The following is a 19,020-nucleotide window of genomic DNA, read 5'->3' as shown; positions in this document are numbered from 1 at the left end:
TGCTCTTCAGCCTCGCGGAGCAGCTTGGCCTGGCGCTCCTGCGGCGACAGATTGCTCTGCTGCTGACGCACGGGGGCGGGCGCAGGCTGCGGTGCACGCGCCTGCGGTGCCGGGGCTGCGGGGGCAGCCGCCGGGGCGGGCGCGGCAACCGGTGCGGCATCCGCGACCTGCACGTCGGGCTCGCCCGGACGGCGCAGGACGCGCGCGCTTGGTTTCCACGATCACCGTATTCGATCGGCCGTGGCTGAAGCTCTGCTTCACCTGGCCGGTCTCGACCGTGCGCTTCACACCCAAAGGTGCGCGCATGCCAAGTTTCGGCTTCTCGTTGTCCGTGTCGCTCACTCAAATTCCTCAGTCATGTCCACGGCCGGGCGTGTTCCGGTCGATCCGGACGCCTGTTGTATCGGTGGCGCCCCATTTTGTGGTGACGCCGATGCGCCCTGCGAGGCCGTTTCGCAAGACACGGAAGAAGGTTCGGGGCCGATAAAAAGCAGCCAACGGTCGAGCGCTTCGCTCACCCGCTTTGCTGCAGCGCGGTCGGTCAGGCCAATGTGTACCACATTTTCCCGCCCCAGCGCCAACGCCAATATGGTGCGCGATACCGGGAGTGCCAACCCCCGCAAACCCGAGCCCTCGACATCGTTGCCGATGCGCCACGCCTGATCGAGCTTGCGGTTGCCATCCTCGGCCGCATCGGACGCGTGATACAGCGCCTTCAGCTTGCCCTGGCGCGCGTTCTGCTCGATCCGGTCGGAGCCGATCAGCACCGTCCCCGAGCGCGATTCGAGCCCGAGCCGGTCGAGCGCGTTACGCTCGAGCGCGGCTTCGATCTTGGCGGGAAGCTCGGGATCGATGATGAACTCGCCGGTCTTGAACGCGCGCGAAAGAGCGCCCTTGAGCTTGCCCTTCTTGATCGCGGCTTCGAGCTCGACTCGCGTGACACCGATCCACGCGCCACGGCCGGGAGCCTTGGCGCGCACGTCGGGAAGGATCTGGCCATCGGGCGACAACGCGAGTCGCACGAGGTGGGGCCGCCCGTCGCGCTCGCCCGAAAGGATGCACTTGCGGACGGGCAAGTCGTCATCCCCCTCCCGCAAGCGGGAGGGGCTAGGGTGGGCTCGCGCTCACCACCTTTGCCGCCCTTGGCTTTCGCCTTGGAAGCGTGGGATTTGGCCGAAGCGTCGCCTTTAGCCGAAGCCGGGCGCCCACCCCTCGGTCCCCTCCCGCTTGCGGGAGGGGAGGAAGGTAGGGTGTCGGTAGCGCCTAGCGCCTCATCGGGAGGGTTCCGCATGTGCGTCCTCCTGCGCTGGAGTCGTCTTTGGAGCGTCACGGTCGACCAGCAGCTGACCCCCGCGCCGTAATTCTCGGTCGAGACCTCTTCGATCACGATCTGTACCGCAGCCGGGTTCTTTCCCAGCCGCTGCACGAGCGACTGGGTGACGTCGGCGACGATGCCGGACTTCTGGTCCTTGGTGGCGGACCCCGAGATGCGGATGCTGACGAAGGGCATCAGGCCTTGTCGCCCCCGCTCTTCGTGTCGGTCTTGTCCGCCGCGTCTTCGACCGAAGCGTCGTCCGCCGAAACGTCCTCAGCAACGGCTTCGTCGGCCGTCGTCTTTTCAGTCGCAGCATCTTCGACCACGGCGTCGTCAGCCGAAGCCTCTTCCACCGGAGTCTCGTCCGCCTCGACGTCGTCAGCAGAAGCCTCGGGAGCCTCGTCCTCGAACCAGTGCGCACGGGCGGCCATGATGATCTCGTTGCCCTGCTCGTCGCTCAAGCCATACTCGGCGAGAATCCCGCCCTTCGGCTCAGGCCGCTTCGGCGCATCTTCATTCCGACGACGTGGCTCGACGCGCTTCTTCTCGACCAGCTCGTCGGTCGCGAGATCGGCGAGGTCGTCGAGCGTCTTGATGCCCGCCTTGCCGAGCGTGACCAGCATCGCCTCGTTCAGATACGGCATGCCGGCCAGTGCATCCTCGACGCCGAGCGCGGTACGCTCTTCGCGGCTTGCTGCGTCGCGACGCTCCAGAGCCTCGGTCGCACGGTTCTGCAACTCGCCCGCCAGATCCTCGTCGAAGCCCTCGATGCCGGCGATCTCCTCGACCTCGACATAGGCGACCTCTTCGAGGTTCGTGAACCCTTCGGCGACCAGCAGCTGCGCGAGCGTCTCGTCGACGTCGAGCTCCTTCTCAAACATCGCCGAGCGCTCGACGAAGTCCTTCTGGCGCTTCTCCGACGCATCGGCCTCGGTGAGGATGTCGATCGCCTTGCCGGTGAGCTGCGACGCAAGCCGCACGTTCTGGCCACGACGGCCGATCGCCAGCGAAAGCTGATCATCGGGAACGACCACCTCGATGCGCTCTTCCTCCTCGTCGATCACGACGCGCGACACCGAGGCCGGCTGCAACGCGTTGACGACGAAGGTCGCGATGTCGGGCGACCAGGGGATGATGTCGATCTTCTCGCCCTGCATTTCCTGCACGACGGCCTGGACGCGCGAGCCCTTCATGCCGACGCAGGCGCCGACCGGATCGATCGACGAGTCATGCGAGATGACGCCGATCTTCGCGCGCGAACCCGGATCGCGGGCTGCAGCCTTGATCTCGATGATGCCGTCGTAGATTTCGGGCACTTCCTGCGCGAACAGCTTCTTCATGAAGTCGGGATGCGCGCGGGACAGGAAGATCTGCGGCCCACGGTTCTCGCGGCGCACGTTGAGGATCAGCGAGCGGATACGGTCGTTGACGCGCACCACTTCGCGCGGGATCTGCGCGTCGCGGCGGATGACGCCTTCCGCGCGGCCCAGGTCGACGACGACATGGCCGAACTCGACGCGCTTGACGACGCCGGTGATGATCTCGCCGGCGCGGTCCTTATACTCTTCGAACTGACGCTCGCGCTCGGCGTCGCGGACCTTCTGGAAGATGACCTGCTTGGCGGCCTGAGCCGCGATGCGGCCGAACTCGATCGGGGGCAGCGGATCGACGATGAAGTCGCCAAGCGCCGCATCCTTCTGGAGCTTCTGCGCGCCCTTGACGTCGACCTGCTTGAAATAATCGTCGACCGCCTCGACCACTTCGACGACGCGCCACAAGCGCAGATCGCCGGTGTTCGGATCGAGCTTCGCGCGGATGTCGTTCTCGGCGCCGTAGCGCGAGCGGGCGGCGCGCTGGATCGCGTCCTCCATCGCCTCGATCACGATCGCCTTGTCGATCATCTTCTCCGACGCGACCGAATTCGCGATCGCGATCAGTTCCGCGCGGTTTGCGGTGACTGCCGTGGCCATCAATGCTGTCCTTCTTCGGTGTCGGCCTCGTGAGCATCGGGCTCATCGGTGGGCGTATCTTGATAGAAAACCTCGTCCGCGCCCTCGGTAGAAAGCGGCGCGGTCGCGGCGATGAGACGGTCGGTCATGACGAGCTTGGCGTCGGCGACCTGCGAAAAGTCGATCGTCATGAGCTTGTGCTTGTTAACGTCGACGGTGATCTTCGTCCCCTCGACGCCCATCAGATTGCCCGAAATCTGCTTGCGGTCCTCGAACGGCTCGACGAGGCGGATGCGCGCCTCCTGGCCTTCCCAGTCGGCGAAGTCCTGGAGCCGGGTCAGCGGGCGATCGATACCGGGGCTCGATACTTCGAGACGGTATGCGTTCTCGCCGACCGGGTCCTTGCCCTCGGCTTCGAGCGCGTCGAACTTGTCCGAGATCCGGCGCGACAGCTCGGCGCAGTCGTCGATGAGCAGCTGGCGGGTGTCGGGGCGCTCCGCCATCACCTGCAACGTCGGATCGGACTTGCCGCCCTGCATGCGCACGCGCACGAGGCTGAGGCCGAGCGCGGTCGCCTCGGGTTCGATCAGGTCGGTCAGCAGGGCGATATTCGCCATCGAAATTCCAAACAGGGCCAAAGCACAGGTGATTGCCGCCGCGGAGCAAGCCCCGCAGCCTCTTCATCTGGCGATGTAGAGAAGTGATGTCCCTATACGCAGGGTGGCGCCCGTCCGCAAGCGGGAGCAACCTTCGTTTAGTACGCTGCGTTAGCGCAGGGATTTCCGGGAGAAGATCATGATTCGCAAAACGCTGTTTGCCACTGGGTTGCTGACAACCACGCTGCTCGCCTCGACCGCTTGTTCCGCGCAGCCGGCCGCGGCGGGCAAGCCCTTCAAGGAAACCGTGGTCGCCGATTTCGATCTCGCCCTGGGCGATGACGTTCCTGCCCGACAAGCGTATGCTCGTGACCGAGAAGAAGGGCCAGATGCTGCTCGTCTCCGCCGACGGCAAGTCGCGCCAAACGGTCGCCACGCTCACGGTCGATTCGGCCGGGCAGGGCGGGCTGATGGACGTCGTCCTCGCCCCCGACTTTGCGACCAGTCAGCGCGTGTATTTCAGCTATTCGACTGCAGGCGAGGGCGGCAAGGGCGTCGTCCTAGCCCGCGGTCGCCTGCGTCCGGATGGCGGCGGTGGCACGCGTCTCGGCGAGATCGAGGCGCTGTTCAGCGCGCGGCCGTTCGTCGAGGGCAACGGCCATTACTCCGGCCGCATCGCCTTCTCGCCCGATGGCAAATACCTGTTCTTCACCAACGGCGAGCGGCAGAAGTTCACCCCCGCGCAAGACCCGAAGATGACGCTCGGCAAGGTCCTGCGCCTCACGCTCGACGGCAAGCCCGCCCCCGGCAACCCGCTCGCGTCCAAGGGTTTCGCGCCCGAGATCTGGAGCTACGGCCACCGCAACCTGCTCGGTATCGCGTTCGACAAGCAGGGCAATCTCTGGGAGCAGGAGATGGGGCCGAAGGGCGGCGACGAGGTCAATTTGATCAAGCCCGGCCTCAACTACGGCTGGCCCAACGCCTCGAACGGCAGCAACTATGACGGCACCGACATCCCCGATCACAAGCCCGGCGATGGTTACGAGCCGCCCAAGGCGTTCTGGAACCCGGTGATCTCCCCCGGCGGCCTGATGATCTATTCGGGGAGCATGTTCTCGCAGTGGAAGGGTGACGCGTTCATCGGCGGCCTGTCCTCCAAGTCCCTCGTCCGCGTCCACCTCACCGGCACCAACGCCGCCAAGGGCGACCAATGGGACATGGGAGCAAGAATCCGCGAAGTCGAACAAGGCCCCGACGGCGCGATCTGGCTCCTGGAAGACGGCGGCGACTCCCAAGGCCGCCTGCTAAAACTGACCGCGAAGTAAGCCACAACACCATCCCCCTCCCGCAAGCGGGAGGGGCTAGGGTGGGCACGCGCTCACCTCCAACGTCATCGCTTCAGTCTGCGAATCTTCATCGCACCGGCAGCTAACGCCGAAACCGCGTGCCCACCCTCGGTCCCCTCCCGCTTGCGGGAGAGAGGAAGATCAGTCGCGCACGATCAGGTAGTTCATCCGTGCCGCCGCAATCGGCTTCTCCCGCTCGTCCTGCCACGCGGTCGCCTCGACGTTAGCCACCCGGTTCCCCAACCGCGTCACAACCCCAGCCGCCCGCGTAGGCTTATCCCGACCACCCCGCATGAAATCGACCGTAACGTTGACCGGCTTGATCCGCGCGTCGGCACCACCCTCAGCCTCCAACGCATGCTGCAAAGCCGCGATCGCCGCCATCTCCAGCAACCCCGAGATCGCGCCGCCATGCAAGAACCCAGGCCGGCCCAGCACGTCATCCGCAAACGGCATCAGCAACACAGGTGGCGCCCCATCCTCGGCTTCGACCGAAACGCGAAGAATCTCCGCATAAGGTGGCAAGCCGATCGTCATGCCTCGATCATTCTGTTGAGACCCATGCCGGCAACATCGCCCACCACCATGAACGTCCCCGCGACATGCGCCAGCGGATCGCTCGGATCGCCGTCATGCGCCTGCCCGCGCACGAACGCGATCGAGCGCGTGATCCGGTAGCATTCCCCGCGCCCGATCACCGTCTTTCCCGGCGTCGCCGGCCGCAGGTAATCGACCCGCAGGTCGAGCGTCGCATGCGGCACGAACGCGTTGCGCTTGATCCAGATCGCCAGGCTCGTCGCCATGTCCATCATCGTGATGATCGGCCCCGACGCGATCACGCCGCTCGCCGGATCGCCGATCAGCCGCTCGTCATAGGGCAGCGCAAGCTCCGCCCAGTCGTCGCCATGCGCGTGATAGCGCATCCCCAGCGCGGCGCCGTGCCCGCCGAACCCGCGCGTCGCAAACCATTGTGGATCAAAACCAGCCATGCGCGGAGCCTCTACACGCCGTGTGAACGCGCGCAACATTGCGGGCGCGCGGGGCCGGTTAGCGTTCCCGCAAAGATCGAGAGGATCGCCAGAATGAATGACCGGGTCACAATAAGCGTCGCCGACGGCATCGCCGACGTCCGCCTCAACCGCGCCGACAAGATGAACGCGATCGACCCCGCGATGTTCGAAGGCATCGCCGCCGCGATCGACCAACTTAAGGGCATGGCCGAAGTCCGTTGCGTCGTCCTCTCGGGCGAGGGCAAGGCGTTCTGCGCCGGTCTCGACATGGCCTCGATGGCGAGCGGTGGCTCGGGGCTGGCGCTCGGCGAGCGGACAGCGGAGGGCGCAAATCTCCCCCAGCAGGTCGCCTGGGGCTGGCGCACCCTACCGATGCCTGTCATCGCTGCAGTCCACGGCGTCGCGTTCGGCGGCGGGTTCCAGATCATGTCGGGCGCCGACATCCGCATCGCACATCCGGGCGCGCGCTTCGCGATCCGCGAGACCTATTGGGGCCTCGTCCCCGACATGGCCGGTATCGCGCTATGGCGCACGCTAGCCCGCGACGACGTGCTCCGCGAACTCACCTACACCGCCCGCGAGTTCGACGGTGCGGAAGCGTTGCGGCACGGCTTCGTAACGCGTCTGTCCGAAGACCCGCTCGGCGAAGCGATGATGCTCGCCCGCGAGATCGCAGCGAGGAACCCCCACGCGATCCAGGGCTCGAAGCGCCTCTACAACCTCGCAGCAGATGCGGATGCTACCGCGATCCTCCACGCCGAAACCGAGGAGCAGCTAAAGGTCATCCGCACGCCCAACCAAGTCGAACAGGTGCGCGCGAACACGGAGAAGCGGGCAGCGGTATTCGCGGACTGAACTCCCGTCATCCTGACGAAAGTCAGGATCCAGGGTAACGCACGGTGCCATTCACGGCTCTGGATCCTGACTTTCGTCAGGATGACGGAGGGGAGGGCGCTACCCCTGAGCACCACCCCGGCGAAGGCCGGGGCCCAATTGGAAAGGTCGTAGTAACGGAGCGCTGCGATTGTCACACCGTCCCCAATTGGGCCCCGGCCTCCGCCGGGGTGGTGCGCTACTGATGAGGTGAGAAAACCCTATTTCGCCGCCTTGTCATACGGCGTGAAATCCCGAAACCGGCAATAGCCCGACGGGATCGACATGCCCGCCGACACCGTCCGAAACCGATCGTTCCGACACAATTGCCCGCCATAAGCGTCCACAATCAGCGTATCGAGGGGCCGCAGCGACGGGCATTCGCCGACCGGCCCGGTCTTCCAGATCCGCTTGCCAGATTGCCGGTACAGGATCGTCTGCGAGATCGACGATCTCCGGCCCGTTGAGCTGCTGAAGATCGATGCACCGCACCGGCGCACCCGCGATCCGCCCCTCCAGCGGGTCCGATCGGCCGGCGAGAAGAGGCAGCGCCAAGGCCGCGAGAAGCACCGCGCGCATCATGGCTTCCGATACGGCACGAAGTCGCCGAAGCTGCAGCTCCCGGTCGGAAAGCGCGAAGTCTGGTCGAACGTCTGCGCGATGTCGCCGCGGCATAGCTGCCCGCTCGGCGTCCGCGTCACCAGGATATCGCCGCGCGCGATCCCCTCGCACCCGCCGACGGTATCGCTGCGATACACCAGCCCTTTATTTACCCGGTACAGGATCGTCGCGCCGTAGCCCGAACTCTGCTTTTGCGGAAACTGGTTGATGCACGTCTCGGGTTTGCCCGGCACCAGCCCGGCGAGTTCCTTCGCCAGCTTCTCCTGCACACCCGCCTCGCGCACCTGCGCCCGCTCGACATCCGCCTGGGTCTGCGTACACGCGCCAAGCAGTAAAGCCGGCAGCATCAACAGTGGTAGGGTCCGCATCCGCATCGCAACGCTCCTCAAAATCCCCGCCCCCTCCTACGCCGATTACCCGCGAAAATCATCCTTCGCCGCACGATACGCGGCAAGCTGCTCGACAGATGTCACCCGCAAGAACGGATTGGTCGCGCGCTCGAGCCCGATCGTCGTCGGTACCGTGGGCTCACCCTCGGCGCGCGCCGCATCCACCTCGACCATACGCGCGACGATGTCGGCATTGTCCGGCTCGGCGACCAGCGCATAGCGCCCGTTGCTCTGCGTATATTCATGCCCGCAGAACACCTCGGTCTCGTCCGGCAGCACCGCATAGCGCTGCATGTTCGCGAACATATCCGCCGGCGTCCCCTCGAACAGCCGCCCACAGCCCATCGCGAACAGCGTATCCCCAGTGAAGATCGCCGCATCGTCGGCGAAGTGGAACGCGATATGTCCCTGCGTATGCCCCGGCACCGTCATCACGGTCGCTGCATGGTCGCCGATCCGCACGACATCGCCTTCGCCGACCTGCTCGTCGAGTGTTGGGATCTTGTCCGCCTCCGCCGCCGGGCCGACGATCGTCGCGCCATAGGCCTTCATCTCGGCATTGCCGCCGGTATGATCGGGATGCCAGTGCGTCGTCCACACCCGGTCGATCCGCCAGTCGCGCATCTTGGCCGCGGCGATCACCGGCCCCGCCTCGCCCGGATCAACTACCACCGTCTCGCCCGAGACGGTGTCGTGGATCAGCCAGGCATAATTGTCGGAAAGCACCGGCACGCGGACGATATCGAGCATCAGCGGTTCACCACTTGCCGGTGTTCGGCATCGACGCCCACGGCTCGGCGGGATCGAGCGCGCCGTTCGCCTGCAACAGCTCGATCGAGATGTTGTCGGGGGTCCGGACGAACGCCATGTGGCCGTCGCGCGGTGGCCGGTTGATCGTCACGCCGGCATCGTGGAGCCGCTGGCAGGTGTCGTAGATATTGTCGACGCGGTAGGCGAGATGCCCGAAATTGCGGCCTTCGCCATACTCTTCCGGATCCCAATTGTGCGTCAGCTCGACCTCGGCGCCCTCGTCGCCCGGCACCGACAGGAAGATCAGCGTGAACCGACCTTTCTCGTTCTCCATGCGCCGGACCTCCTTCAGCCCCAGCAGTTCGAAGAACGCGATCGTCTCCGCCGGGTCGCTCACGCGGATCATCGTGTGGAGGTATTTCATGCTTGCTCCGAGGGTTGTTCGGAGAAGCAGATAGGGATGGGGGCCGTGGGGGAAAGGGCCGCAAGTGATGGAGGGCATAAAGCCACCACCCCGGCGAAGGCCGGGGCCCAGGTGGGGGACGTTGCTAATTGAGGACGGCGCTTCGTTACAACCACCTTTCCAACTGGGCCCCGGCCTCCGCCGGGGTGGTGGCGCTAGCGGCCGATCGGAGCGCCGCTGTTCGGCGCGCTGGGACGAGGAGCGGTGCCTCCCGTATCGAACTGCCGCAACGCCGTGACCGCGCTCCGCCCCACCGGCGTATCCGGCGCCAGCCGCGCCGCCTGTCCCCAGGCCTCCCGCGCCGCGGTCTCGTCGCCGGCCATCGCCGCGATGTTCCCCGCCTCCAGCTGCACCGAGGCATCGTCCGCCGAGCGCTTCAGCGCCTCGCCGATATCCTTCTTCGCCCGCACCGGGTTCCCCTCGCGCCGCGCCAGCGTCGCCGACAACAGCCACGCCAGCGGATCGTCCGCCGCATTGGTCAGCGCCAGATCGATATCGGTCCGCGCGGATTCCAAATCCCCCGTCGCCACCAGCGCGCGCGCATGGTCGAGCTGCGCCTCACCCAGCGGTAATCCGGTCAAGGTCCCCGCCGTCAGCGCCGAATCCAGCGCTGTGCGCGCCTTGGCTGGCTGCGCGGCGGCGAGCCATGCATTCCCGGCCTGCGCCCAATAATTTCCCGACCGAGTGTCCTTGGCGATCTGCGCTTCGCGCGCCGCGTCTTCGAACTCGCCGGCCGCCGACGGCCAGTTCTTCTCGGCCGCAAACGCGATCCCCGCACATTCCCGTGCGAAATACCGGCCCCCGAAATTCGCCAGCGCCCCGCTTCCGCGTGTGCCGCGCCCGGATCGGTGCCAGCCAGCGCGACGCACCGACGGAAGCGACCCTCCTGGACGTCTGCCGGACCGGCTTGCGGCACACTCGCCTTGGCGGAAGGCCCCTGGATCGGGGCGACGGCGAGAAGCAGGGTAAGGATCATAGCGCGGCGATCACATCCTCGACCGCCCGGATGATGAGGGTAATGTCGCTATCGCGCGACAGGCGGTGATCGCCGTCCTTGACCAGCCATGTCTGCACATCGGCTGAACGCAACAACTCGGCCAGCCGCGCGGTCCGCTGCCACGGCACGTCCGGATCGCGCTGGCCCTGGACCAGTCGGACCGGGCCATCGAACGCGATCTCGCCGAACATCAGCCGGTTCGCCTCGCCCGACGACCAGAAGGCGCGGGTGTAGACAGTCGGCTCCGGGCCATAGGGGTTCTTCCGCTCGATCCGCCCGTTGCTCAGCAACGCCATCTTCTCGTCGGTGGTGAAGCCCCAGTCGGTGAAGTCGGGCGCGGGCGCAACGCCGACCAGTCCCTTGACCAGGTCAGGGCGCATCTTCGCCGCGAGCAGCATCAGCCAACCGCCCATCGACGATCCGACGAGGATCGCGGACTCCTCCACAAGAGCATCGATCATCGCCAGCACGTCGTCGCGCCAGTCGACCAGGGTCTGGTCCTCGAACGCGCCCTCGCTTTGCCCGCAGCCGCCATAGTCGAACCGCAGGAAGGCGCGGCCCTCGGACTTCGCCCAGGCCTCCAGCGTCACTGCCTTGGTCCCCGCCATGTCCGACGCATAGCCCGACAGGAACACGAGCGTCGGCCCGGTACCGGGGCTATGATGATAAGCGAGGCGAGGGCGCTCCTTGGCGGGAGGCGTCTCGGCGGCGGTGGCGGCGGCGGGGGCGATATCGGTCATGCCGCCATCCTTAGCCGCGCGTCACGGACGGAGAAAGTCGTCCAATGCAGCCTGGAACGCGACAGGCTGATCGAGCATCACGAAATGCGCCGCATCGCGGATATCGACGAAGGTGACGTGCGGCGCAGTGGCATAGGCTTTCCGATAGAGCGCGTCGGCAACCGGCTTGGTCGGCCCCACCGCGTTCCACGGATAGACCAGCGTGATCGGCGCCGCGATCGACGCCATGGCGGGACGCAGGTCGGTGGTCAGATCCTCGTACATCGCCTGCGCCGAGACGCGCGCGTCCGCCTTGGCCGCCCAATCGGCAACGGTCGTGCGCGATGCGGGCTTCAGCGCCATGCGCGCGGCAAGCGCTTCGTTCGCCGCCACGTTTGCCGGCTTGCCGTACGCGGCGGCCATGCCCGCGCGCATCGCCTTGGCCTGCGGTTCGAGCGCCGCCACGGTGGCACCGGGCGCAAAGATTTCGCCGATATACGGGAGCGAATCGACGATCATCAGCTTACCGACCGCGTCCGGGTGAGTCTTGGCGAGCATCAGCGCGACCAGGCCGCCCATCGAGTGGCCGACGATGGCGGGCTTGTCGAGCTTCGACTGGGTGATCAGCGTGTGGAGATCGGCGACGATCCCGTCGAGAATACCGGGCGACAGGTTCGCGCGCGGATCGTCCCCGCCGAAGCCGTTGACCTGCACGACATACACTCGATGCGTCTTGGCGAGCGTCGGCACCACGCCGTCCCACACCGCGCGGCGAGGAGAGGCCGGGAATGAGGATCACCGGCGTGCCCTTGGCGACCTTCTGCACTGGGCCGACAGTCCGAACGGAGATGTGCGGCATCGTCGTTTCGACCGAAGCATGCGCTGTGCCGGGGGCAGCCTGCGCATGGCTCGCGCCCGGATGCAGGACGATCATCAGCGTGACGGCGGTGGCGGCAAGCCGAGCTTTGAGATGCGAGATCATGTCACAGGCTCCTTCGACGGGCTGGTGAAGATATCCTCGATGGCGAGGTCGAACAGTTCGGCGATCTTGAACGCGAGCGGCAGCGACGGATCGTAGCGTCCCGTCTCGATCGCATTGACGCTCTGCCGCGAGACTTCGAGGCGCTCGGCCAAGTCGCCCTGGCTCCAGTCGCGCTCGGCACGCAAAACTTTCAAGCGGTTCTTCATGCTTCGCGGCGCATCGTCACGATATTATAGCCCCAGCCGATCCACAGCCCGGCGAACCACAGCACTGCCGCGTAATAAGCGGGGATGTGCGGCACCAGCCCGAAGCCTTCGAGAAATCCCCATGCGGTCATGACGCTCAGCATGAACCCGCTCGCGACCAGCGACTGGCGGATCATCAGCATACGCAGATATTCGTCGGTCTCCTCGACGATATAGCGGCCGAGCACGAGGAAGATGCCGATCAGCGGCAGGGCCGGCAGCAGCGCCGCGACATAGGCGATCGGTCCGTGCACCGAGCCATGTACGAATAGATAGATCGTCGCGAACAACAAGGCTGCGTAGACGAGACTGAGCAGCATGACACGGCGGTTGTAACGGCGAATGGCGGGATTCGTGAGCATGGAAAGCGTCCTTTCGAATCAGTAAAGGAAGCTTGTCACTGGTAGATGTAGGAGTCAATGACGCTTTACAGGTCATCTCGATCCTCCCCGCCAGGGGAGGTGGCACCGAAGGTGACGGAGGGGGAGGACACGGAACCGAGGTTGGCGCTGGCCTCCCCATCCGTCTGTCAAACGCCAGCCACCTCCCCCTTGCGGGGGTGGATCATTGGGGCGACCTCGCGCCGCGTGTCAGATGATGAATTCGACCGTCTTCATCTGCGTCTGATCCGCCGCGACTGCGCCGCGCTTCTCGATCATCTGGCGGTGCAATTCGGCGACCGTCTCGCTCCCGCGCGTCTTGCACAGCGCCGGCACGAACGCATGGACCAGCGCGCCGAGCCCGCCCTTGATCATCGTCAGCCCGAAGCGTCCGGCGACGCCGAAATGCCCGGCATAGCTCTCGCCGACGGTGGCGGGGTGGTCGAGGAACAGGCGGCGGAACATCGGCAGTCTCCTGCTTGCTCTATATCAGGCGGCAGCCAAGGCGTCGACCATGCCCGCCGCCAGCACGCTCAGCGTGTCGTCACGCGCGCCCATCACGACGATCCGGTCGCCCGGCCTTGCCTCGGCCACCAGCGCGGCAGTCGCCTCCGCGCGGTCGGCGATGTGTCGCGCGTCGCGGCCACCCGCGACGATCTGCGCGACGATGTCGGCGCTAGTGACTTCCCGCGCGACCGTGCCGCCATAATAGGCGGGTTCGGGGAGCACGAGCACGTCGTCTTCGGCCATCCGCTCGACGAACGTGGCGACGAGTTCGCGGCCCATCACCTTCAGCGGGCCATAGCCATGCGGCTGGAACAACAGCAGCAGCCGACCGGGAAACGCGTGAAGCGTGTCGAGCGTCGCGGCGATCTTGTCCGGGTTGTGCCCGAAATCGTCGATCACCGAGACCCCGCCGGCCTCGCCGACCAGATCGAAGCGTCGCCGCAGGCCCGTGAACCCGGCGATCGCCTTGACCGCATCGGACAGCGAAACATCCGCCGCCATTGCCGCCCCGATCGCGGCGAGCGCGTTCGACACGTTGTGGCGGCCGGGGACCGCCAGCTTCACCGGCGTCCGCACGCCGCGCGACACGAGATCGAAGCGGATCGCGAACGGCTCGGGCTTGAGGTTCTCGGCGCGCAGATCGGCCGACGCATCGATTGCGAACGTCGTCACCTGGCCGCGCGGCAGGCGTGAGGCGAGCGCCGCGGCGTCGGGATCGTTGGCGTTCACCACCGCCGTCTCGGCCTTCGCGAGAAAGTCCCCGAACAGTACGCGCAGTTCCTCGAGCGACTTGTGGTCGAGGCTGACATTGTTCAGCACCGCAATCTTCGGCGCATAGCCGGCGATCGATCCATCGCTCTCGTCGACCTCGCTGACGAACGTCTCGCCCTCTCCGACCAGCGCACTGGCGAACGGCGCGTCGGGGGTGGCGAAGTTCTTCATCACCGCGCCGTTCATCACCGTCGGATCGCGCCCGACTGCATGCAATATCCAGCCGATCATGCCCGTCACGGTCGACTTGCCGCTGGTGCCCGCGACACCGATCGGCAACCGGCTGTCGTTGAACAGCGACGCCAGCATCGCCGCGCGGGTCGAGCGGGTGCAGCCGAGCGCCTCCGCCGCGATCATGTCGGGCACGCTCGCCTCGATCGCAGCGGAGGCGATGACGAGCTGGTCCGCCGATACGATCCCGCTGCCGTCCTGCGGGAACAGCGCGACGCCTTTGGCGGCAAGGTCGTCGAACTTGGCGGGCACGCGGCCCTGGTCGAGGTTGCGGTCCGAGCCCGCGACGGTCGCACCGCGGCCCGCGAGGATCATCGCGAGCGGCATCATGCCCGAGCCACCAATGCCGACGAAGAAACAGGGTTTGCTGATATCCATGCCGTCGCGATATGGGCGGTTTGGTAACGGGGCAAGGTCGGGAACACGAACAATGCGCATCGGTGTCCTCGCCGCGTCGAGCCGGACCAATCCCGCGGCAATTGCAAAAATGACCGCTTACGCGGCGACTGCGTTTCCTGAGGTCGAACTCGTCTTCCATCCGCAATGCTTGGAGACCGACGGCCATTTCGCGGGCTCCGACTTTCGCCGCGCGGCTGCGTTTCTCGAATACGCCAACGATCCGGCGTTCGACGCGCTCTGGTTCCTGCGCGGCGGCTATGGCGCGAACCGCATCCTCGCGATGGTCATGCCCGAACTCGGCCGCGCGGCGCGTCACAAGACGTATCTCGGCTATTCCGACGTCGGCTTCCTCCTCGGCGCACTCTACGCCCGCAGGATCGGCCGACCGGTCCATGGGCCGATGGTCAGCGACATCAACCGGCATGACGGCGAGGCGACGGTCGCGCGGTCGCTCGGCTGGATGGTGCACGGCGATCGCGAGGGACTTGAGCCTGGGCTGGATGGGCGTCCTTCAGCGGCGTTCAACCTCAGCATCCTGACCTCGCTGATCGGCACACCGTGGCTGCCCGATCTCACCGACCACGTCCTGATCGTCGAGGAGGTGTCGGAGCCGATGTACGCGATCGACCGCATGCTCTTCAAAGTCGCCAACGCCACGCAGTTGAAGGGTATCGCGGGGTTGCGGCTCGGCGCGGTGACCGCGGTGCAGGAGAACGATCCGCCATGGGGCGAAACGCTGGATTACATGATGGTCCGCTGGTCGCGTGACATGGGTGTGCCGTATCTCGGGCGGGCGGAGATCGGCCACACGCAGGCGAACCGCGTGGTGCCGTTCGGGGTGGTTTGAGAGGGTCTGGCTAGCGGCGGCTGCGAGGGCGGCGAGGAAGTCCCGTCCGTGCCCGGCTTCGACCGTCATCCCCCCGACCGTCAACCCCGCCCGACCGTCAACCCCGCCCGACCGTCAACCCCGCCCGACCGTCCCACCCTCTCTACCGTCACCCCAGCGAAAGCTGGGGTATCCCCGTTGGCGTATGTCGCGGCTCGAACCGGGAGATCCCAGCTTTCGCTGGGATGACGGAGGGGCTGAGCGAGAACGCCGAGCGCTGGCGTTTCACCTCGCCGTCGGATCGATCACCTGCATCCCCCCGAACCGCACCTTCGGCTGCCCCGGCACCGTATAGCTCTCCGCCGCCTGCTCTACCGCCCAGGCGCGCAGATCCGCCACCACCTCGACCCGCTGCAACCGATCCCGCTCGCGCATGAACACGACCAGATCGTCGCGCCGGTTGCAGTCGCGCGTGTCCGCCGTCGCACACGGCGAATACAGGATCGCCAACGCCACGATTGTCCCGGCAGTGTCGAGCACCGCTGCGCCCTTCTCAGGACAACTATGCGCTCGGCACGCGGTGAAGCGGTACAGCGCCCCGATCCGCGTCGGTTCGTCGGGTGGCCCGTGCAGCACCTCGATCTGCTGATCGGCAACGTCGCCGTTCGCATAAAGATACGATGCCTTGCGCTTGCCGATGAACCGCCGGATCGCAGCCGTGAAGGCCGGCGTCACGATCAGCCGGTTCGTATCCCGGCACGCCGCCAACCGCGTCGGCGCGCATGTTGCAGCAGGACCCGCAGCAGCGGACAGCATCATCAACACACCCAGCATCGCATTCTCCCAAACCGCCCAGCCACTCCCCAATCCGGCGCATGTCCGTCTGGAGTAGCCCTGTGCGCGTATCGTCTTATATACACGCCGTGCGCGGATCGGTCCGCGCATGTCATCCCGAGAGAAAGTCTCCCATGTCTGCAATGTTCCGAATCACGCTGCCCGACGGTTCCGTCCGCGAGGTTGCGCCCGGGACTACCCCCGCGGATGTCGCCGCGGCGATCGGCCCGGGCCTCGCCAAGGCCGCGCTCGCCGCGCGCATCGACGGGCAGGTGCGCGATCTCAACCGGCCGTTCGAGGGCGATACCGCACTCGCGCTGGTGACCGCGCGCGACGAGGCGGATGCGCTCGAACTCGTCCGCCACGATCTCGCGCACGTCATGGCCGAAGCGGTACAGCACCTCTTCCCCGGTACGCAGATCACCTTTGGCCCTGCCACCGACGACGGCTTCTACTACGACTTCGCGCCGAAGGATCGCCCGTTCACCGACGAGGACCTGCCCGCGATCGAAGCCGAGATGCGCGCGATCATCGCCCGGAACGAGCCGTTCCTGCGCGAGGTCTGGTCGCGCCAGCAGCTGATCGATCGCTGGACGCAGCAAGGCGAGAGCTTCAAGGCCGAATGGGCCGCCGAACTGCCCGAGGGCGAGGAACTGACGATCTATCGCCAGGGCGAGTGGCTCGACATGTGCCGCGGGCCGCACATGGCGTCGACCGGCAAGCTCGACCCCGCCGCGTTCAAGCTGACGCGCGTGTCGGGCGCCTATTGGCGTGGCGACCAGAAGAACGCGATGCTGTCTCGCATCTACGGCACCGGCTGGCTCAACAAGAAGCAGCTCGACGCGCATCTGCTGCGGATCGAGGAGGCGGCCAAGCGCGACCATCGCCGCATCGCGCAGGAAATGGACCTGTTCCATCTCCAGTCCGAAGCGCAGGGCTCGGTGTTCTGGCATCCCAAGGGCTGGGTGATGTGGCGGCAGCTCGAGGCGTATATGCGCCGCAAGCTCGACGCCGCCGGCTATGCCGAGATCAAGACGCCGCAGCTGATGGACGCCAAGCTTTGGGAGGCGTCGGGCCATTGGGGCAAGTTCCGCGAGAACATGTTCGTGGTCCCCGACGAGGTGCCCGGAATTGATCCGAACGCCCCCGTGCTGACCGGCAAGGGCGACCTGATGGCGTTGAAGCCGATGAACTGCCCTGCGCACGTCCAGGTCTTCCGCCAAGGGATCAAGTCGTACCGCGACCTGCCGCTGCGGCTTGCCGAGTTCGGCTGCTGCCACCGCAACGAGCCGCACGGCGCGCTGCACGGCATCATGCGCGTCCGCCAGTTCACGCAGGACGACGCGCACATCTTCTGCACGCCCGAGCAGATCGTCGCCGAGACGCGCGCGTTCTGCGAGTTGCTCGACGCGGTGTACCGCGACCTGGGGTTTGCCGACTACATGGTGAAGCTTGCGTTGCGTCCCGATAATCGCGCCGGCGACGACGCGCTGTGGGACCGCGCCGAAGGCGATCTGCGCGAGGCATTGACGCTTGCCGGGCTGATGGAGGATCGCTTCCAGTTCGAGGAGCTGCCGGGCGAGGGGGCGTTCTACGGACCGAAGCTCGAATTCCACCTGACCGACGCGATCGGCCGGACGTGGCAGTGCGGGACGTTGCAGCTCGATTATGTGCTGCCCGAGCGACTCGACGCGTCGTATGTCGGCGCGGACGGCGAGCGGCATCGCCCGGTCATGCTTCACCGCGCGATTCTCGGCACGTTCGAGCGCTTCCTCGGCATCCTGATTGAGCATCATGCCGGACGTTTCCCGCTCTGGCTCGCGCCGGTGCAGGCGGTCGTCGCGACGATCGTGTCGGATGCCGACGACTATGCCGCCGAGGTCGCGGCCAAGCTGAAGGCTGCCGGGATCCGCGTCGAGACCGATCTCCGCAACGAGAAGATCAACTACAAGGTGCGCGAGCACAGCCTCGCGAAGGTACCGAACCTGCTGGTCGTCGGCAAGCGCGAGGCCGAGGAGGGCAAGGTCGCGCTGCGCACGCTCGGCAGCCAGGCACAAACCATCCTGACGCTCGACGAGGCGATCGCGCGTCTTGCGGTCGAGGCACGCGCACCCGATATGTGATCCAGCCTAATTGATCTTGGGTGGGCCGGCTATTCGCCATCTGTTCGGGCGCGCGTTTCTGCGCTATACGCCGGCCCAAATATTGTCTGAAACTTCAGGAGCAACCCCCATACGTCCTCCCACGATACGCCGGCCGATGCAGACGCCCGCGATGAACGGCCCGCGATTCAACGAATTCATCCAGAGCCAGAAGGTCCGCGTGATCGATCACGAGGGCGAGAATCTGGGCGTGATGTACACGCGCGAAGCGATCGAGCAGGCAGCCGAGCATGGCCTCGACCTGGTCGAGGTGTCGCCTAACGCCGATCCGCCCGTCGCCAAGTTCCTCGATGTCGGCAAGTTCAAGTACGAGGCGCAGAAGAAGGCGAACCTCGCACGCAAGTCGCAGAAGACGCAGGAGATCAAGGAGATCAAGATGCGTCCGAACATCGACGACCATGACTACGACACGAAGATGAAGAAGGTGAACGACTTCATCGGCGAGGGCGACAAGGTCAAGATCACGCTGCGCTTTCGCGGTCGCGAACTCAGCCATGGGCAGCTCGGCATGAATTTGTTGAAGCGCGTCCAGGACGACGTTGCGGAGATCGCCAAGATCGAGGCGTATCCGCGCATGGAAGGCCGCCAGATGCTGATGGTGCTCGCACCGAAGTAAGGCTGCACCGTCACCCATCAGGGTGCGCAGGCTATGGGG

The 19,020-nt window shown here is 66.0% G+C and carries 22 protein-coding genes and 2 pseudogenes; 5 read left to right on the top strand and 19 right to left on the bottom strand.

Annotated elements, in window-relative coordinates:
* Positions 1 to 6: 6 nt before the first annotated feature.
* The 5 genes and pseudogenes from QP181_RS20020 to rimP all read right to left on the bottom strand — a co-directional run bounded on the left by QP181_RS20020 (position 7) and on the right by rimP (position 3,881).
* Positions 7 to 306: a translation initiation factor IF-2 associated domain-containing protein gene (locus tag QP181_RS20020; protein WP_443027589.1), complete on the bottom strand. Its 300-nt coding sequence runs from the start codon at positions 304 to 306 to the stop codon at positions 7 to 9.
* A 32-nt stretch (positions 307 to 338) separates the two neighbouring features.
* On the bottom strand, positions 339 to 1,076 hold the full coding sequence (locus tag QP181_RS10880) for a DUF448 domain-containing protein (RefSeq protein ID WP_333928525.1): 738 nt from the start codon (positions 1,074 to 1,076) through the stop codon (positions 339 to 341).
* A gap of 195 nt (positions 1,077 to 1,271) precedes the next feature.
* Positions 1,272 to 1,510 (bottom strand): annotated as a pseudogene (locus QP181_RS10875) (tautomerase family protein).
* Positions 1,510 to 3,285 (bottom strand): transcription termination factor NusA, encoded by a 1,776-nt coding sequence (gene nusA / locus QP181_RS10870; RefSeq protein ID WP_333928524.1) that lies wholly within the window; start codon positions 3,283 to 3,285, stop codon positions 1,510 to 1,512. The pseudogene QP181_RS10875 and the gene nusA overlap by 1 nt, the downstream one beginning before the upstream one ends.
* Entirely contained in the window at positions 3,285 to 3,881 is a 597-nt protein-coding gene (rimP, locus tag QP181_RS10865) for a ribosome maturation protein RimP (RefSeq protein WP_333928523.1), read from the bottom strand. The genes nusA and rimP overlap by 1 nt, the downstream gene beginning before the upstream one ends.
* A gap of 178 nt (positions 3,882 to 4,059) precedes the next feature.
* Between rimP and QP181_RS10860 the strand changes: the two are divergent.
* A pseudogene (locus QP181_RS10860) lies at positions 4,060 to 5,185 on the top strand (PQQ-dependent sugar dehydrogenase).
* Positions 5,186 to 5,347: 162 nt separating this feature from the next.
* Here QP181_RS10860 and QP181_RS10855 read toward each other — a convergent pair.
* Positions 5,348 to 5,743 (bottom strand): PaaI family thioesterase, encoded by a 396-nt coding sequence (locus QP181_RS10855; protein WP_056065922.1) that lies wholly within the window; start codon positions 5,741 to 5,743, stop codon positions 5,348 to 5,350.
* A complete protein-coding gene (locus QP181_RS10850) occupies positions 5,740 to 6,195 on the bottom strand; it encodes a PaaI family thioesterase (protein WP_333928522.1) in 456 nt (151 codons plus the stop codon). The genes QP181_RS10855 and QP181_RS10850 overlap by 4 nt, the downstream gene beginning before the upstream one ends.
* Positions 6,196 to 6,288: 93 nt before the next feature.
* On the opposite strand from QP181_RS10850, the gene QP181_RS10845 reads away from it, so the two are divergent.
* Complete coding sequence (locus QP181_RS10845; RefSeq protein WP_333928521.1) at positions 6,289 to 7,071, top strand: crotonase/enoyl-CoA hydratase family protein; 783 nt, start codon at positions 6,289 to 6,291, stop codon at positions 7,069 to 7,071.
* A gap of 239 nt (positions 7,072 to 7,310) precedes the next feature.
* On the opposite strand, the gene QP181_RS10840 is transcribed toward QP181_RS10845, so the two are convergent.
* The 11 genes from QP181_RS10840 to QP181_RS10790 all read right to left on the bottom strand — a co-directional run bounded on the left by QP181_RS10840 (position 7,311) and on the right by QP181_RS10790 (position 14,522).
* On the bottom strand, positions 7,311 to 7,589 hold the full coding sequence (locus QP181_RS10840) for a hypothetical protein (protein ID WP_333928520.1): 279 nt from the start codon (positions 7,587 to 7,589) through the stop codon (positions 7,311 to 7,313).
* Positions 7,590 to 7,667: 78 nt separating this feature from the next.
* Positions 7,668 to 8,084 carry a hypothetical protein gene (locus QP181_RS10835; RefSeq protein WP_333928519.1) on the bottom strand — a complete coding sequence of 139 codons (417 nt, stop codon included), beginning with the start codon at positions 8,082 to 8,084 and terminating at the stop codon, positions 7,668 to 7,670.
* A gap of 39 nt (positions 8,085 to 8,123) precedes the next feature.
* A complete protein-coding gene (gene gloB / locus QP181_RS10830) occupies positions 8,124 to 8,849 on the bottom strand; it encodes a hydroxyacylglutathione hydrolase (protein WP_333928518.1) in 726 nt (241 codons plus the stop codon).
* 7 nt (positions 8,850 to 8,856) lie between these two features.
* The gene (locus QP181_RS10825) at positions 8,857 to 9,273 is read right to left on the bottom strand and encodes a VOC family protein (RefSeq protein ID WP_333928517.1); all 417 of its coding nucleotides are present in this window, start codon (positions 9,271 to 9,273) and stop codon (positions 8,857 to 8,859) included.
* 194 nt (positions 9,274 to 9,467) lie between these two features.
* Positions 9,468 to 10,181, bottom strand: a complete 714-nt coding sequence (locus QP181_RS10820; RefSeq protein WP_333928516.1) for a tetratricopeptide repeat protein — start codon at positions 10,179 to 10,181, stop codon at positions 9,468 to 9,470.
* Between the two features lie 103 nt (positions 10,182 to 10,284).
* Positions 10,285 to 11,049, bottom strand: a complete 765-nt coding sequence (locus QP181_RS10815) for an alpha/beta fold hydrolase (RefSeq protein ID WP_277984488.1) — start codon at positions 11,047 to 11,049, stop codon at positions 10,285 to 10,287.
* A 21-nt stretch (positions 11,050 to 11,070) separates the two neighbouring features.
* Positions 11,071 to 11,778, bottom strand: coding sequence for an alpha/beta fold hydrolase (locus tag QP181_RS10810; protein ID WP_333928515.1), 708 nt, complete (start codon positions 11,776 to 11,778; stop codon positions 11,071 to 11,073).
* Positions 11,779 to 12,006: 228 nt separating this feature from the next.
* Positions 12,007 to 12,216: a helix-turn-helix transcriptional regulator gene (locus QP181_RS10805; protein WP_132735806.1), complete on the bottom strand. Its 210-nt coding sequence runs from the start codon at positions 12,214 to 12,216 to the stop codon at positions 12,007 to 12,009.
* Positions 12,213 to 12,617: a hypothetical protein gene (locus tag QP181_RS10800; protein WP_132735803.1), complete on the bottom strand. Its 405-nt coding sequence runs from the start codon at positions 12,615 to 12,617 to the stop codon at positions 12,213 to 12,215. Before QP181_RS10800 ends, QP181_RS10805 begins: the two co-directional genes overlap by 4 nt.
* A gap of 228 nt (positions 12,618 to 12,845) precedes the next feature.
* Positions 12,846 to 13,100, bottom strand: coding sequence for a DUF6356 family protein (locus tag QP181_RS10795; protein ID WP_333928513.1), 255 nt, complete (start codon positions 13,098 to 13,100; stop codon positions 12,846 to 12,848).
* Positions 13,101 to 13,124: 24 nt separating this feature from the next.
* A complete protein-coding gene (locus QP181_RS10790) occupies positions 13,125 to 14,522 on the bottom strand; it encodes a UDP-N-acetylmuramate--L-alanine ligase (protein ID WP_333928512.1) in 1,398 nt (465 codons plus the stop codon).
* A gap of 52 nt (positions 14,523 to 14,574) precedes the next feature.
* On the opposite strand from QP181_RS10790, the gene QP181_RS10785 reads away from it, so the two are divergent.
* Complete coding sequence (locus QP181_RS10785; RefSeq protein WP_333928511.1) at positions 14,575 to 15,390, top strand: LD-carboxypeptidase; 816 nt, start codon at positions 14,575 to 14,577, stop codon at positions 15,388 to 15,390.
* A gap of 264 nt (positions 15,391 to 15,654) precedes the next feature.
* On the opposite strand, the gene QP181_RS10780 is transcribed toward QP181_RS10785, so the two are convergent.
* A complete protein-coding gene (locus tag QP181_RS10780; protein ID WP_333928510.1) occupies positions 15,655 to 16,203 on the bottom strand; it encodes a hypothetical protein in 549 nt (182 codons plus the stop codon).
* A gap of 134 nt (positions 16,204 to 16,337) precedes the next feature.
* Between QP181_RS10780 and thrS the strand changes: the two genes are divergently transcribed.
* Together thrS and infC are read left to right on the top strand one after the other, a co-directional pair.
* Positions 16,338 to 18,326: a threonine--tRNA ligase gene (gene thrS / locus QP181_RS10775; RefSeq protein ID WP_333928509.1), complete on the top strand. Its 1,989-nt coding sequence runs from the start codon at positions 16,338 to 16,340 to the stop codon at positions 18,324 to 18,326.
* Between the two features lie 136 nt (positions 18,327 to 18,462).
* The gene (gene infC / locus QP181_RS10770) at positions 18,463 to 18,981 is read left to right on the top strand and encodes a translation initiation factor IF-3 (protein ID WP_056051537.1); all 519 of its coding nucleotides are present in this window, start codon (positions 18,463 to 18,465) and stop codon (positions 18,979 to 18,981) included.
* The last annotated feature ends 39 nt before the right edge of the window (positions 18,982 to 19,020 follow it).

This window comes from Sphingomonas sp. LR55 (assembly GCF_036856015.1).
In the GTDB taxonomy this organism is placed as follows: Bacteria; Pseudomonadota; Alphaproteobacteria; order Sphingomonadales; family Sphingomonadaceae; genus Sphingomonas.
This window is presented reverse-complemented; position numbering and strand designations above follow the sequence as displayed.

Coding starts and splice junctions, on each gene's coding strand:
- QP181_RS10805 (WP_132735806.1), bottom strand. CDS start 12,216: ATGAAGAACCGCTTGAAAGTTTTGCGTGCCGAGCGCGACTGGAGCCAG.
- QP181_RS10835 (WP_333928519.1), bottom strand. CDS start 8,084: ATGCGGATGCGGACCCTACCACTGTTGATGCTGCCGGCTTTACTGCTT.
- QP181_RS10795 (WP_333928513.1), bottom strand. CDS start 13,100: ATGTTCCGCCGCCTGTTCCTCGACCACCCCGCCACCGTCGGCGAGAGC.
- thrS (WP_333928509.1), top strand. CDS start 16,338: ATGTCTGCAATGTTCCGAATCACGCTGCCCGACGGTTCCGTCCGCGAG.
- rimP (WP_333928523.1), bottom strand. CDS start 3,881: ATGGCGAATATCGCCCTGCTGACCGACCTGATCGAACCCGAGGCGACC.
- QP181_RS10815 (WP_277984488.1), bottom strand. CDS start 11,049: ATGACCGATATCGCCCCCGCCGCCGCCACCGCCGCCGAGACGCCTCCC.
- QP181_RS10785 (WP_333928511.1), top strand. CDS start 14,575: ATGCGCATCGGTGTCCTCGCCGCGTCGAGCCGGACCAATCCCGCGGCA.
- QP181_RS10825 (WP_333928517.1), bottom strand. CDS start 9,273: ATGAAATACCTCCACACGATGATCCGCGTGAGCGACCCGGCGGAGACG.
- nusA (WP_333928524.1), bottom strand. CDS start 3,285: ATGGCCACGGCAGTCACCGCAAACCGCGCGGAACTGATCGCGATCGCG.
- QP181_RS10800 (WP_132735803.1), bottom strand. CDS start 12,617: ATGCTCACGAATCCCGCCATTCGCCGTTACAACCGCCGTGTCATGCTG.
- QP181_RS10855 (WP_056065922.1), bottom strand. CDS start 5,743: ATGACGATCGGCTTGCCACCTTATGCGGAGATTCTTCGCGTTTCGGTC.
- QP181_RS10850 (WP_333928522.1), bottom strand. CDS start 6,195: ATGGCTGGTTTTGATCCACAATGGTTTGCGACGCGCGGGTTCGGCGGG.
- QP181_RS20020 (WP_443027589.1), bottom strand. CDS start 306: ATGCGCGCACCTTTGGGTGTGAAGCGCACGGTCGAGACCGGCCAGGTG.
- infC (WP_056051537.1), top strand. CDS start 18,463: ATGCAGACGCCCGCGATGAACGGCCCGCGATTCAACGAATTCATCCAG.
- gloB (WP_333928518.1), bottom strand. CDS start 8,849: ATGCTCGATATCGTCCGCGTGCCGGTGCTTTCCGACAATTATGCCTGG.
- QP181_RS10790 (WP_333928512.1), bottom strand. CDS start 14,522: ATGGATATCAGCAAACCCTGTTTCTTCGTCGGCATTGGTGGCTCGGGC.
- QP181_RS10845 (WP_333928521.1), top strand. CDS start 6,289: ATGAATGACCGGGTCACAATAAGCGTCGCCGACGGCATCGCCGACGTC.
- QP181_RS10780 (WP_333928510.1), bottom strand. CDS start 16,203: ATGCTGGGTGTGTTGATGATGCTGTCCGCTGCTGCGGGTCCTGCTGCA.